Genomic DNA, 15,235 nt, shown 5'->3' with positions numbered 1-15,235 from the left:
AAGACTTCAGTTGTTTGATCCCATAGCTTTCTATTCATAGATTTCACTTTGGGTGGATGTTGCGTCCGTTGTTTAGTAGGATTTTTGCTTTTCTTAATACGATTGCCACTCAGATCGCTTATTCTCTCATATGTTCCCTTTCTCTTATTCCACTTATGGATACCATTTACATTATCATCACGACTTCCAGAGATGACTAAATTCCCTGAAGATCCGTAAAAAGCTCTCTCTCCATCGGATCCGAGCATAGCGTGCCCGTCTGGATCATGATAGGAGATTGGATTCCCATTAGTAAATCCATACATATTGTAATTCTGCGCATCCATGAGGAGTCCTCTGTACTTCTCAGAATCAGTATACGAATCGGCTGTTAGGTATCGGCCTACTTCTGGGAAGTAGTTACGGAAGCCGAGATCATAGGACTTGGTATTCGGATCCCAAGGCTTACCTGAGTAACGATATGCGTTGTACATTTCCTTTTTCGGATCCTTCGGATCAGGCTTGTCTACTCCTGAGAAGAGAGCTTCGTCGTTTTCGCCGTAGGGGCTATAACCATACGTAGCGCGAACTTCCCCTTGTTCGTCAAGAAGCATTTCTACATCAACATCGGTGTTGTTGAGATAGTAGGATGTCTCACTACCTTGTGCCATCTTCTTAGTCATCGAAAGTCGTTCGCCCCATGCAGAGTAGGTGTACGAACGGTTGATGATGCCATCTACTTCTTCCGAGATAACTTGTCCGCCAGTTCCGAGGTAGTTGTATTTGATTTTCTTAGCAGAAGATGTGCCGGCGCTCTCCGTTTTGGCAATGGTACGATCCTGTGCATCGTATTCGTACTGCGTCTTCTGGCTAAGTTTCTGATGCTCTTTGATGTTATCAAATACGTCGTATCTGTACTCCTCTTGAGTAACATCATCAGCCTTGATTTGAGAGACACGCCCGATTGAATCGTACTCGTATTTCTTGGTCTTACCAGATGTGGTTTCCGAAATGAGACGGTCTTTATCATACTGGTAGTTAGTCGCTACGCCGTCTTTGGTCTTGGAAATAATATTGCTGTTAGCATCAAGTACATACTGTTCTTTCGAGGAAGAGGTACCTGTTTTGTTGTACTCTACCAAGCGATCTCGTGGATCATATTGATAGCTATAGATATAGTTAAATGCTTCCTTATCTGCATCGATTCCGGTATAGGTGTCCTTGGTACGATGTCCATTGGCATTGTACTCTAAGGCATGTTTTTGGATGGTGGTACCGTCTTTCTTCTTGGTCTCCATCTCTTTGAGTAGCGCATCGAGGTAATAAGTATAACTCGTAGTCATCTCGTTCGGCTTGGTCACTTTAGAAAGCTGACCATTTGGCGTACGCTCATACTTCGTCCATTGATACTCTTTCGTACCAGCTTCTCTGCTCGCGAGTTGTTCTACTTGGTTCATCGTATCGTAGTAGAACATCGAACGAGTGAGCGGATCTTCTTGAGAGTCAATGTTTCCGTTTCGATCGTATTCGAACTCTCGCTTATTCTTAACGACACCTTTCGAGATATCTTCCACTTTGGATACTTGGTTCATGGACGTATAGGACATGCGATACGTATCCAGCTTGGCTCCTGTGCTCTGGTCCTTCGTCTCAACTAAGTTACCATTGGCATCATAAGCATACTCCAAACGCTTATAGTCAAACACTTGTGAGTCTGGTGTACGTAGTCCAGCATCATACGTTTTCTTCACTTTTCCATCTGGGTAGTAATCCCATGTCATCTTCCGTTGCATTTTCTCATCGGCGCTTTGTACAAGACGTTCGGTTTCGAGGCCAATATCGTTATATTGATAATTTGTCTTCGTCTTCCAAGGATCTTGTATTTGCTTGATCAAGCCATTGTCATAGTACGAGAAGGTTGCGGTGTTACGTGTGTTGCTTCCTTCTGTTGGTGGTGTACTTACTTCGACAACATTGCCTGTGGAATCATATTTATATCGGATGCTGTGTTGCTCTCGAAAACGTGTATTCACACTGGTTGGATCATAAGAGAAAAACGTTTCGGAGACGCGGTTTAACGCATCGTATGATTTCTTGAGTACGAAGTCACCTTCGTTTGGCGTTTCGACTCCACGAGGGGTTTCCACTTCGGTTTGGTTCCCCATTTTGTCATAGCGATACTTGGTAATCCGAACCTTATCCGTATCGTGTTGGTAGCGACTCTCGGTAAGTAATCCTCTTGCATCATAATAGCTATATTTGAAGTTACCTTCTTTATCACGAGCACTCGTCACTAGACCATCCGCATTATAGGTGGTTTGAACATACTTCCCTTTGGCATCGATTTCTTTAATCACACGATGGTTAAGGTCGTATTCTTTCTTAATAGAGTAATCATCTGGATCTGCCGTGAGTACGCCGAGTGGCTGGGTTACTTTGATTAGATTCCCTACGTTATCATATTCCTGCTTGATCTGATCGCCCTTGGCATTGGTAATCGTAGTGACTTGATCCAAATCATTATGCTCATAGGAAGTGGAGAAATCATCTGCATTGTCTGGCGTTAGATTGCCATTAGGCTCTGTTTCTTTCACCAGCTTTCCTACTTCATTATAGGTAAAAGTTTTTGTGCGTTCGGTGGTCGAGTTATCATCTTTCGGCAATATGGTTTTGATCACACGATCCATTTTGTCATATTCAGACTTTGTTTCCGCACCTGTCGGAGTCGTTTGCGACAGGGCATTCCCATTCTTATCGAAAACAGGACCTTGTGTGGTAATAAATTGCCTGTTTAACTGATCCTTTGGTGTTACTGTCTTGACGATATCTCCTAATAAGTCATAGGTGATGGTCGTAGTATTGCCTTTGGAATCAGTAGTAGTGAGGATTTCCCCACGTGGTCCATAGGTATAGACGGTGGTATTCCCCATCGGGTCTTTCACTTTCTTCGGCTTTCCATTGGGATCATAACCTAAATCGTCTGCTGTTGGGTCCCCGAAAGTCGTCACCTGTCCATTTGGATCGGTTTTGGTCTTCAAGAGTCCTGTATTCGTCCCAGATGCGTTGGGATCAGTGGTATCGATTGCTTTTCCCTTAGCATCTGTAATGTAATAGGATATTTTGGTTTCATTCCCCATGCTATCCTTTTCGGAGATGATATTACCGTTCTTATCATGGGTGTAGGTAACCGTTTTTCCTTCTGGGGAAGTGGCTTTGGTCAGCAATGCCGATGTATAATCATCCGAATATTTATACTCACTCTTAGATGCCTTCCGTGCAGAGGCATCGGTCAATGCATTGTTCACTGGGTCCATTTTGGTAACAGGTAATCCATGATTATGAGGATCGTAGGTAGTGGTCGAAACCGCTCCATTCGGCTCCTCCGTTCGGATGAGGTTGTCATCATCGTCATACGCATACTTTGTCGTCTGATTCATCGCATTGGTAAACGAGATATTTCGTCCACGAGCGTCGAATAGGAAGCGAGTTTTACGATTCTTCGCATCTGTGACATTCGCTTCATTTCCGTTGTAATTGAAGTAAGTCGATTTTCCGTCCCGATTGATCCACTCACCTATTTTATTGGCATCGGTACCTGTTTCAATGTACTGAACAGATGTCTTATTACCCTTCGGATCGATAACACCCGTCATCATGTTCTTCTTGGTAGCGTGATAGGTGAATTGATAGGTCCTCGCAAGTGCTTCGGAATTGTTATTCTTATCAATTCCATCTACGATTTTTACGAGACGCCCGTCCCCATCGTAACTGAGGGCTGTTCGTCTACCTACTAAGTCATCGATATATTCAAGCTGATTCTTGGATGTGTAGGTAAGATTCATGACTCGGCGACCCGCTGTGTCGGTCATATATTTCAATATCTTGGCATCTTTGTTATCGATTTTCTTCTTTTCATAGGTGAAAGTTAGCTTGTTCCCATTACGATTGACTACTTCTGTTACATAACCTTCCCGGTCAAAATAGTATTTGGTTTGGTTGGATGCAGAGACGATCCATTTTCTTTGGTCAATACTTCCACCTTTTCCACTCTGGTACTGGAGTGTTAGATTCGTTCCAGATGGAGGTACAAGCTTTTTCTTATTTTTATCATAGGTAAAGGTATGGCTACTACCCTCATCATCGACGAGAACGACGGAACCAGAGACAATCTGATCGGTTCGTGTATCAATCTGCGCCGCATTGCTCATCGGAGCTCCAATACTCATCATCGAGTTGGTACCGAGTGACCAGCCTTTACCCATGATCGTGGATTGATCATTTAAGCTGTTATAAGTGAGCGTCGCATAGGTAGCAAAGCCTTTGGTACTATGTTTAAACGGTGTAAAGCTATAAGCAAAATTCCCTTTAAATAGGTTGGCTCCTGCAGTACTACCAGGGCCTGTATTTTCTTTAATATGGGTAGCCGCTTCTCCAAGGTTCTTCTCCGTTTTGTCCTTCTCAACTGCTATCTTCTGATTCAGCGTAGCAACTGGCTTCTCACTCTGAGACAACCAATTCTTAGAATCCTGTAAGATATCCCATCTCAAGGTGAACTCCTGACGTAAGTTCGAAGAACTAAGTGTCGGCGCGATTACCTTTGCTCTCACTTTGATGCTTTGACCCGGCTTGATATCCACTGGATCTGGATACTCAATCCCATTTTCATCAATAGGGCGGAAGGTAGTTTTCGCTTGATTATCTGAAGTACCTATCTCTTTGCCAGTAGAATCAACCCAGTGATAGGAAAGATGGTTACTTCCTCCACGCCATGTTTCATCTGTTGTATTCGTCACGGTAACAAAGACTTCATAATCATTTCCTGGTGACATAACGCTTGGCGTACTTGGTGCATAGTAACTACTTCCCGCGGATTCATCTGTATAGGTTACTTCCAGTTGTGGGCGAAGTGAGCGGGCAGATGCTTCACTGCTTAAGAAATAAACAAGCTCTCCATTTTCCCGGAGCTCATCCGCGCTTTTCACAAGGAGTCCTTTGTTAACAGATGTTCCCTTCAACCAAGATTGCACGGTGGAAGTCGTGTCCCAGTAGGTCCAGTGGGGAGCGTTGGGTATCGCTTCACTATTCGCTTTTTGTTGGTCGATATGGGGTCCGTAACTTCCACCTTTCCCCGATGTGTTCCAGTTTGTGTCCTCTGTAAAGTCGTTTTGCAGAGGATGAACTCGGTAACTAGCAGGGCTTGCCTTGGCATCCTCGGATTCCATTAGCCACGACCAAAGCCCCATTCTAGCACTGGTTACCTTCACTCCAGTCGGGAGCTCAGAGGTATCAAAATGGACGAGGGAACGGATATCCCCATACCTAGCATGATGATTACCTGCTACTAGCCAGTTATTCCCCCAAATGCTATCCAGAGCTTCGGTAGGCTTCCCACTCGATATAGAGGTATCTTTACCCGCTTTCACAATCTGGCGAATCTGACCTGCTTTGGGGAGTCGGACAAATTTAGTATCGGTTCCGACTAGATCTCCATCGCTGGTCTTTACGGCAATCATGTAATAATATTCTGGATCCCGATTGACCCGATTATTATCACCCATCGTCGGAACCGCAGGAGAAGTCGTATCGGTATAAGCTAGTTGATCCAGCTTCTCAATCGGAGCGATTAAGGTAGTTTCATCTGGTACAAAGTTCTGCTCGGTGCTACGGTGAACTTGATACTCAACGAAATCTCCACCGGTATATTTGCTCCATGATAATTCTGCACCTGTCGCGTGCAGTTTCGTCGGTTGATCCAACACAACGCCCGGCTTTCCGTAAGTTACAACGAGCTTCGGGCGAATCTGATCTTGATCTTGGCCGAAGAAGTCATCTGAACTAGCTGTATAGTTTACACCACCTAGTTTCTTTGCTTCTTCTTTTGCTTTCACCATCACTCCAAAGTTGGGTTGGGTTCCATTGATCCAATCTTGTACTAAGGAACGTGCTGTAAAGCTATGTGTCTTATTTCCAACTGCTTTTTTCTTCGTATCCACACTGTATTTAATGAGACGCATGGCGTCTGCATACACGGCACTATCTGCTTTATTGTTTAACACGATTTTATTGCTGTTTCCGGCTTGAAATTCGAAGGTTCCCTTTGTGCTCCATTTACCCGCATCTTTGGACTGATCGACGGATACGTTCGTCGTCCCATTAGCATGATAAACGGTATAAGGTGCATTGGTTGCGAATCCAGCTGGATACCACATTTGTAGCTCGTATTTACCTGATTCCGTTAGCTTTGGAATCCACGTAAAGGTATCGGATCCCAAACCACTCGGACTCATGAAGAAACTTCCATCGTGGGACGAATCACTACGCATCGAGCCCCACTGACCATTCATGACGGCCTTGTTGCTGGAATCGTGATCATCGACTACTTCGGTGTTGTACTCTAAGCTGGATTGATACGAACCGGTATCCACTCCATTTGCTTTATTCCAAGGAACACCGGTCTGAGCTTGGTTCCATGTGGCGGTTTTCGGATCCCAGTCTTGCATCATCCGATGCATAGAGAAATCGACTTCGTTATCTCCACCAAACTGTTGATCGTAGTACAATTCAACTCTTGCCGCGTCAATCGAGGTTCCGGCTGGGATCGAGCTTAGATCAAATTTGACAAGAGAACGAGAAATTTTTTCTTTATCGGTTCCAGTTGCTAGTTTCCAACTGCTATAGAAATTAGAATCGGGTGATGCATTGGTAATCATCGTATCTTGGCTATTGGTGGTGTTGCCTGTGGGCGGTGGCTGAACAATAATCGTCGGATCTAAGATTACGGGGAATTGGCGTGCTGAATCCTTGAGCCATTTTTCATCCGCTTGAATAGTTAGTGTTGCTTCGGACCCTTTTTGCTCGATGGTTTGAGTAACGTTTGGACTCCATTCTTTCCCATACGGAGACTGTGGGTTTGGTTTACTATCCATCATAAATGGTTTCGGAATCGTAAAGACCATTCGGCCATCTTGATTACTCTCGACCTTAATCGATCCATCCTTTTGTTGTGTAGCGGTTAATCCTTCTAGATTTAATTTGAATTGATAGGCAAAGGTATCGGGTACACGATCAAAAATGATGCTTTCTTTTACCGCATCCTCCTGCATTTGATACTCTACCTTCATATTTGGTTTCAATTCTGGATAAGCAATTTGGTTCTCTTTTACAGTGGGTTGCTTTTCGATTGTTTTGGCTTCAAGCAATCCCATCTCTAACTGATGTGTACCAGACTTTACTTTTACGAGTGAACCGGAAGATTGGTTTCCAAAGTAGGTTTGGAACGAGTTCGTCGTATTGGCAAATCCATAGGATGCATCTTGTTTGGAAGTGGTAATCGTATTTTTAATATCCTGCCACTTCCCGGACGAATCCTTATAGTGAATCGGAGTAGGGCTAATCTCCGCTTCTATTTTCCCATCGGATAGTTGATGGAACTTCGCATTTGGTTTTCTTTCGTTTATAAGTTCTTTTACTCTTTTTGCTTTTTCTTTCACTTTTCCCTCAGGAACTGAATTCGTATGAACGGGAATATTGGGATTCTTCGATTTCGAATCTTCTTCATCATCGCCTGTGAAGAAATTCTTAATCTTATCCAAAATTCCTTTTTCTGGATTAGCACTCGCAGGTGGTGCTATTAAGGAGCGTTGATAATTCCACTCTTTAAGTGCCTCTGCTGCAAATACTGGGGTAGGACCCAGTCCTACAAGCCAGAAAATAAATATAAATGATAAAACCAAAAATTTTCTTACTAGATTCTTCATTCTATGCCTCCATTCATTTATCAAAATCTACTTGAACATACATAATAATCTACTAATAACTAATAACTGTCAATATATATACATATTTATATAGAATTATTATTTACTTCATTTTATATATAAAGTCATCCAAGACTTATTGATAAGATTTAGTATTAATTAAATGTACTGAAAAAAATCTTTACATAATGATGATTTAGTATTTAAATATTAAATGTTACTTATTTATTAAAAAATAATAGGAGATGAGATTTTGCGAAAAAAACACTTATTACGATCCATTTCATCGGTAGCAATCGCAGCAACACTTTTGATAGCTCCTCTGGTAGCGTCTGCTACGAATGCAAAGATCAAAGTGATTGATGTCGATCACAACAAAATCGAATACAAACATTCGGAAAAAGAGCCTGCTTCCAAAATGGATTGGAAAGTAGGACTAGGTAACTATCAGAAAGAAAGCATTCAAAAGAAACTAATCAATACTCCACCTGAATCGAAGAAAAATAGAACCAAACGATCAAATGAAAACCAGAATATAGTTACGCTCAAATCAACAATTTCACCCAACGAAATTCACTACCATCGTTTTATCTCTTCAGCAGAGGGAACGGTGAAGATCTCCACTACAGCAAACACCAAAACACCAACTGTCTTTATTACGACGAAAGATGGCTCCAAAGTGTATCGCTCTGGTGATTCTGTTCCTGCTGGAGAGTACGTGATCGTAGTAAAAGAAGGAAATGGGGATTTCTCGGTTTCTCTTCGAGGTTTGTCGTATAATCTTGAACCACAGGTAGACTTACCATCTCTTCACTTAACAAAGCCTGCAAAAGATTCTTATCGCATCCCAAGTAGTAGTACAAGCTTTACATTCGAGGGATCTTTTAATGGAATGGAGCTTTCCTTTGGTGTAAATGGCTCTCAAGAATTAAAGCCACTATCTAATCCATTTGTAGAAACGATTTCTACTAAGGGCTTATCAACTTATAACTATTATGGCTTCCTGGCTACTAACAGTATAGGAAACAGTGTATACAGCAAGTATGAAGTCGTTTATCCTGGCATCTATCGCAATGGCGGCACTGATGCAATTGGTACATCGGTCAATACCAGTTATGCAACACATAAAGGAACTGTAAAATCTGTCATTCTCGTTCGTTCCAGTGCAATGGCGGATGGAGTTGCAGGTGCAGCGTTATCTGGATTAGATGGAGCTCCGATCTTACTTACTGAAGCAGACAACTTACCAACTAATGTTGAGAATGAAATCAAGCGTTTGAAGCCTGAAACCGTCTATATTCTAGGTGGAACCATGGCTATTACGGAAACCGTTGAGAAAAAAGTAAAAGAGCTTGGAGCGAATACGGTTCGATTTGCTGGATCGGAACCAAGCGATACATCTGCCAAAGTGGCAGATTATCTCACACAGGAGCGCAATAAACGTGGTACTCCTTCTGATACGGTGTTTATTACAAACTGGAGTGTGGGTCTGTTTGATTCTGCTTCTGCACTCAGTGTTTCGATTGCGAAAGGATATCCAACTCTGTATGTAAATAAAGATGAGATTTCAAACTCTGTCGACTCTTTCCTGAAGAAATATCCTCAGTACAAAAACTTCGTCATTTTAGGTGGTACGGGTCAAGTCTCGGAGACAGTTGCGAATAAACTAAAATCCTACTCTTCCCAAAATAAAGTGGAGCGATTTGCTACCTTGGGTGGGAAATATGAAACCAATATCAAGCTCATCGAGCGTTTTGGTCTTGATATCAAAACGATTGTCATTGGGAACGGTAATGAGTACACATCTGGTCCTGGGAAAATATACTCAGATATCGTGGTCGGTGCTCCTCTCGCGGCGAAGCATAATGGAGCTATACTGCTTACTCAGCCAACCGAATTAAGTACTTATGCAGTGGAATACTTAAACGCCCAGAAAACAGCAGGAAAAAAGATTGACCAGATCTTTGTTCAAGGCGGACCGATTGCAGTAAGCGATGGTCTACTTAATGGCATGTATAAATATGTTGATTAAGAAGCGATTTGAATAGTTAAAAGTAGCTCAGAAAGATTCTTGGCTCTGACTTAGCACTCTTATCATTCAGTAAAATCGAATGACAAGAGCTATATATATTCTCTAGGACATAAAGAATGGAAGGCACTCCAAGTTTCTTTGGGATGCCTTCCATATCTTTTTCATAAAAATGTAGTCAAATCACAACCATCCCATTTAGCTTATCCGCTGATGAGGTGGCTTCTTCGGCACAACTGAGCTAGAGAAATACCTTTTTAATAACTGCTCCTCTGTCAACACACCTAATACTCTATCATCCTCATCTACTACTTCCACGATGTGTTCCTTCTCTTTATACCAAGACTTCACAATTTGACGCAAAGTTGCTCCACCAGAGTGCTTGATTTGCACAGACCTCCACCTTGGATCGACCCCCTTTTCCAATCGCTGTAATAGAAAACGGATAAATTGATACTCTCGTTGCCTGTATGAAATCACATTGCTATAGAGAAGGAAGACGGAAATCGAAAATAGTGGGATGTGAACGAGGCTTCCTGGGATGAAAAAGGAAAGGATTATAAGCAGAGATGCAGCCAATAAGCTCCACCAGAGGGTAACAGAAACAGCGTTTCGGTACGGAAGTAGATAGGTAAGCCATACTTGAAGAACCCTGCCCCCATCTAACGGGTAAATCGGGAGAAGGTTAAAAGCAGCGATCCATAGGTTCCCCTCGATGAAGTACAAGGTCCACTCTTTCGTCCACCAGCCTGCTTGATAAAAGAGGACACTGATTAAGACCATCCATACATGGTGAAACGGACCTGCTAATGCAACGACGATCTCTTCACGATTCGGCACAGTCCCCCATTCGTCCATCTTGGCAACGCCGCCAAAGGGCAGAATCTCCATGGAACGAATGCGCCAGCCAAATGACCATGCGGCGGTTACGTGTCCTAATTCGTGGATCACGATTACGACAAATAAAGTAAGAATTTCAATCCAGTGCCCTGTCCAAATGGAAAGCAGGATCACGAGCCAAAAAAGGGGATGAATTCGAATCTTCATCCCTTTCCATGGCGAACTAGTTCGGGGAGCCAAATGAAATCACCTTCGTTGGATCTAGCCAAGTATTTTGTTTTTGGATCGCGAAATAGAGAAATGATTGACCTTGTTTGTCTTCTGCTTTGCCAATTATGTCTCCTTTTTTCATAGCCGCTTTGGCTTTTATAGCTGGCTGATCCAGAAAACCATACCAACTCTCGCTCCCGTCTTCATGCTCCACGATAACGGTTTGACCTAATCCTTCTTTAAGCCCGACAAAAGAAACCCAGCCATCTCTTGCCACATGAACTTGTTCGTTTTGGACTAATTGCAATACCATTCCTTTTCGCTCAGCTGTATAGGGTAGGAATACTTTCCCTTTACTAGGCACTTGCCAGCCCGCACTGGATTTACCATCTGGCTTCGTTTGCTCTAAGAACGTTCCCACAAAGGCAGGTAACACGGTTGCATTGTCTCCTACCACCTGATCCACCACTTTGGCGATGGTGGAAACATCCATTTTCTGCTGGAGTCCACTTGTGAGCATCTGGCCTACTTTTGTTTGATGTTGAACTGCAAGCGTTGTACCGAGGAACAAAGTAGCCGCTATGACCATCTGAATGAGAAATTTTACAGGTTTATTTCGTTTTTTCTCTTTCTTATTCCATGATTGTGCCTTCCCCCATGGTTGAATGCCGCCCATCGCATAATTGGAGGTTGCTAAAGGAGGGGATACCCAGTTGGGATATTCGCCTTCCTGTGTAGTGAGCAATGCAAATGGCTTTCCATCTTTCGAAGGAATTTCCATCTGATCTGACTCAAGTGAATGTATTTTATGTGACCCTTGGCGGATCAGACGAATTTGTTCTTGTCTGCGTAATTTATTATGTACACCCCATTCTTTCAAAATCTGATCCTCCTTTCCATTCCTTACAAAGGATTTTGTTTGTACAATCATATGTCTTGTCCTTTGCTCATATGCTTGTGGTAAAGAAGGAGGGGATGAAGATGCGCAAATTTTTTGAGCGTATGCTAGATAAGCTTTCGAAATGGATGGGTACGAAAAAGAGTTCGTAATCGCAAAAAAAGGGTGATCGTAGACGAAAACGATCACCCTTTTTTATAGAAATATCGATTTGACATTAAACGCTGAGCGAAAAAGAAAAGTAGCAAAGTGGGTACCGTAATGATGATGGCGGCAGCAGCCATTAAGTGGTACTGTGTGTTAAATTGGTTTACAAATTGCTGTAGTCCCACAGGTAGTGTGTACATGTCATCCGATTTCAAGAACGTTACGGCAATGATAAACTCGTTCCATGTTGTCAGGAAAGAATAAAATGCCGCAATGGCTAAGCCTGGTAGCGAGTGTGGCAACACCATCCGCCAGAAGATCCCCAGCTGAGAACAGCCATCCATTCGAGCCGCTTCCTCGATTTCAATCGGAATGGTATCAAAAAAGTTCTTCAACACCATCACACAAAAAGGAACGGTAATAGCCAAATACGCGAGAACCACGCCCAAATAGGTATTCAGCAAACCTAGCTGATCAATCATGAGATACAGCGGAATGATGAGTAAAATTCCCGGAAACATTTGTGTAAATAAGAAGCTCATCGTGATCCCTTTACGCCCTCGGAACCGAAAGCGAGAAATCGCATATGCGGCAGTCGTGGACAATATCAATCCAATCACCGTTGTAAGGAGCGAGATCATGATACTGTTTAACAGCCACGTCCAAAACACCCCACCTGACCTTGTTAATACATCTACATAGTTTTCGAGCGTAAACGCCTTGGGCAATATGCGAAATGTGTCGCTATAAATCTCTGATACGGGTTTAAAGCTTGTCAATAAAAGCCACAGAATAGGAAATATAGAGATGAACGAAGCAGTTCCTAGTAAAATGTGAACCCACTTATTTGACTTACGCATTTTATTAGTACATCCCTTCGTTCTGGTTTGCTTTCCATACACGCTGATAGTACAGGGTAAATGCTATTACAAAGCTGAGAATGACAACTCCATAAGTAGAAGCTATGCCGATATTACCGTTTTGGAATGCTTCTTGATACGTATAGGTAACGAGGGTCTCCGTTGAATTCGCTGGTCCACCACTTGATACGATATAGATCACATTAAACATATTAAAGGTCCAAATCATCCCGAGCGCCGTAGCAGTTGCGGCTATTGGGCGGAGTAGCGGAAGAGTGATATTCGTAAGTTGTTGCCACGGAGAAGCACCTTCCATTCGAGCCGCTTCGTATAACGATTTTGGAATGCTCCGGAGTCCACCGAGAAACGTCATCATCATAAACGGAACCCCGATCCACACATTTACCATGATGACGACCAACATCGTGACCGTCCCATTATCTAGCCAATGGAAAATCGGAAGTCTTATTTTATGTAAGGCTTGGTTCATAAAACCAAACCGATCATGAAACAACCATAACCATGCATAGGCACCGACAAATGAAGGAACTACCCACGGAATCATTAACAGGGTCTGGTAAATCGCACGCCCCTTTCGAATTCGATTTAAGAGCAGTGCCAGTATAAGACCAATCGTAAATTGGAGAAAAAGATTGATAACCGTCCATGCTATGGTCTGAAAGATTACATCGCGAAAAACGGAGTTAGATGAAAAAAATGAGCCAAATAGCTCTATATAGTGTTGAAAGCTAAACTGACCGTGATGGTCGTTAAAACTATAACGTATCTCTTTTGCTAAGGGATAGAAGAGTACTAACCCGATTGTGAGCAATGAAGGCAGTAAAAATATCCAAGCGATCCACGCACTTCCTTTATATTTCATCTAATATCATTCCTTCTATAAAATGACAAAGGGAAGAAAGGTACTTCCCCTCTTCCTCCCACATTTAATAGCCTGCTTACGCAAACCCTAACCAACGTTTCATTCTGATCAAGAGACTGGAATCCGGTTCTAATACGAGTAATGGAACCATTTCCCCCATAATTCGCTTCGAAATATTACGGTATGCTTTTCCAGATAAACAACTACGTTCCCAGACGATTGGTTCACCATCGTTTCCAGCACGGATCACCTGCTCATCATCAGGAACTACTCCTAGTAGATCAATCGCTAGGACAGAGACCACTTCATCAATTGCCATCATCCCGCCCTCTTTTACCATTTGGGTCTTGAGCCGATTAATCACTAGCTTAGGAGTAGGCATATCTTCTTTTTCGAGCAATCCAATCACTCGATCAGCATCTCGAATCGAAGCATTTTCGGGTGTGGTGACCACAATCGCTTGATCAGCCCCAGCGATGGCGTTTTGAAAACCTGATTCAATCCCTGCTGGGCAATCGATGATCACATAATCAAACTCTTCTTTTAATTCACTTACCAACCAACGCAAATGATTCGATGTAAGAGCACTCTTATCCTTCGTTTGAGCCGCTGGCAATAGATATAATTCGTCACAACGCTTATCTTTTATAAGTGCTTGCTGCACTCTACACTTCTTCTCAATAACGTCAACTATATCATATACAATTCTGTTTTCCAAACCCATCAGAACGTCTAGATTCCGCAAACCGATATCCGTATCAATCATCACGACTTTCTTTCCTGCCAGTGCCAGCGCTGTACCCACATTTGCGGTAGTAGTCGACTTTCCTACTCCGCCTTTACCAGAAGTAACAACAATGCTCTCTCCCACTTGACTCCCCTTCCCCTCTATAACGATCGATAACTTCTCTGTACTTCTTTCCACTCTCGGTCGGGGCGAATCTGACAAAAATGGTTCATACGTTCTACCGAAATCTGTCCATCGACTACATGAGCAAATCGCATCGTGCTATCAAATTCTGTCCACTCATCGGGTGGCCTAGAAATGACATCGGCCACCCGAAGTTGCGTTGGCTTAAATACCGATGCTGATATAATAGCCCGCTCATCCCCTTGCATCCCTGCATGAGCCAAACCCCGTAGCGCTCCCATTACATAGATGCTCCCAGAGGCTTGAATACTCCCACCTGGATTTACATCACCTAGAAATAGTAGATCTCCTATATGAGTAAGAACTTGTCCAGAGCGAACCGTTCCCGAAAGAGTCGTAATCCCCATTTCAGATTCAATTAGATGTGGTTTTCCTTCTGATTCAATGCCATAGATCACTAGATTCTTTTTTTGGGAAAATATATCACGTAATGAGTGCTCTTCTTCGCTTGTAATTTGACGTGATCCCAACTTAATTCGAATCTTGGTATCCGGTCCCTCCCAAAGCGCTTGATTATGCTCCAATTTATGGGTTAATTCTTCTAAAATCTCCGAATAGGGACATGAATCATCAAAATAAAACAATAGGCCATCCTTGGTTCCCTTGATCGTTACGTAAGGCTTCATCACTTTCCCCATTCACGTCACCCCGCCTCAACTCTATTTTTTCGCTAAATTCCATCATTTTCCTTCTTATTGTCA

At 42.8% G+C, this 15,235-nt stretch carries 8 protein-coding genes; 1 reads left to right on the top strand and 7 read right to left on the bottom strand.

Translation table 11 applies throughout. The features are described 5' to 3' along the window. Window positions 1-7,736 (bottom strand): DNRLRE domain-containing protein (locus J2Z48_RS07290; RefSeq protein WP_307252259.1); only part of this gene is annotated, 7,736 nt, incomplete at its 3' end. Window positions 7,737-7,989: 253 nt separating this feature from the next. Between J2Z48_RS07290 and J2Z48_RS07285 the strand changes: the two genes are divergently transcribed. Then, on the top strand, window positions 7,990-9,768 hold the full coding sequence (locus J2Z48_RS07285; protein ID WP_307252256.1) for a cell wall-binding repeat-containing protein: 1,779 nt from the start codon (window positions 7,990-7,992) through the stop codon (window positions 9,766-9,768). A gap of 195 nt (window positions 9,769-9,963) precedes the next feature. Here the strand turns inward: J2Z48_RS07285 and J2Z48_RS07280 are convergent, their stop codons facing one another. The 6 genes from J2Z48_RS07280 to minC all read right to left on the bottom strand — a co-directional run bounded on the left by J2Z48_RS07280 (window position 9,964) and on the right by minC (window position 15,172). Then, complete coding sequence (locus tag J2Z48_RS07280) at window positions 9,964-10,845, bottom strand: site-2 protease family protein (RefSeq protein WP_307252254.1); 882 nt, start codon at window positions 10,843-10,845, stop codon at window positions 9,964-9,966. Further along, window positions 10,829-11,695, bottom strand: coding sequence for a peptidoglycan DD-metalloendopeptidase family protein (locus tag J2Z48_RS07275; protein ID WP_307252252.1), 867 nt, complete (start codon window positions 11,693-11,695; stop codon window positions 10,829-10,831). Before J2Z48_RS07275 ends, J2Z48_RS07280 begins: the two co-directional genes overlap by 17 nt. A 203-nt stretch (window positions 11,696-11,898) precedes the next feature. Then, the gene (locus J2Z48_RS07270; RefSeq protein WP_307252251.1) at window positions 11,899-12,720 is read right to left on the bottom strand and encodes a carbohydrate ABC transporter permease; all 822 of its coding nucleotides are present in this window, start codon (window positions 12,718-12,720) and stop codon (window positions 11,899-11,901) included. A gap of 4 nt (window positions 12,721-12,724) precedes the next feature. Further along, on the bottom strand, window positions 12,725-13,603 hold the full coding sequence (locus J2Z48_RS07265; protein ID WP_307252249.1) for a carbohydrate ABC transporter permease: 879 nt from the start codon (window positions 13,601-13,603) through the stop codon (window positions 12,725-12,727). 76 nt (window positions 13,604-13,679) lie between these two features. Next, window positions 13,680-14,474: a septum site-determining protein MinD gene (gene minD, locus J2Z48_RS07260; protein WP_307252246.1), complete on the bottom strand. Its 795-nt coding sequence runs from the start codon at window positions 14,472-14,474 to the stop codon at window positions 13,680-13,682. 17 nt (window positions 14,475-14,491) lie between these two features. Further along, window positions 14,492-15,172 carry a septum site-determining protein MinC gene (gene minC / locus J2Z48_RS07255; protein WP_307252244.1) on the bottom strand — a complete coding sequence of 227 codons (681 nt, stop codon included), beginning with the start codon at window positions 15,170-15,172 and terminating at the stop codon, window positions 14,492-14,494. Between the last annotated feature and the right edge of the window lie 63 nt (window positions 15,173-15,235).

The organism is Croceifilum oryzae (assembly GCF_030814315.1).
Taxonomy (GTDB): Bacteria; Bacillota; Bacilli; order Thermoactinomycetales; family Thermoactinomycetaceae; genus Baia; species Baia oryzae.
The sequence above is the reverse complement of the archived record's forward strand: the minus strand, read 5'-3'. Positions and strand labels throughout refer to the sequence as shown.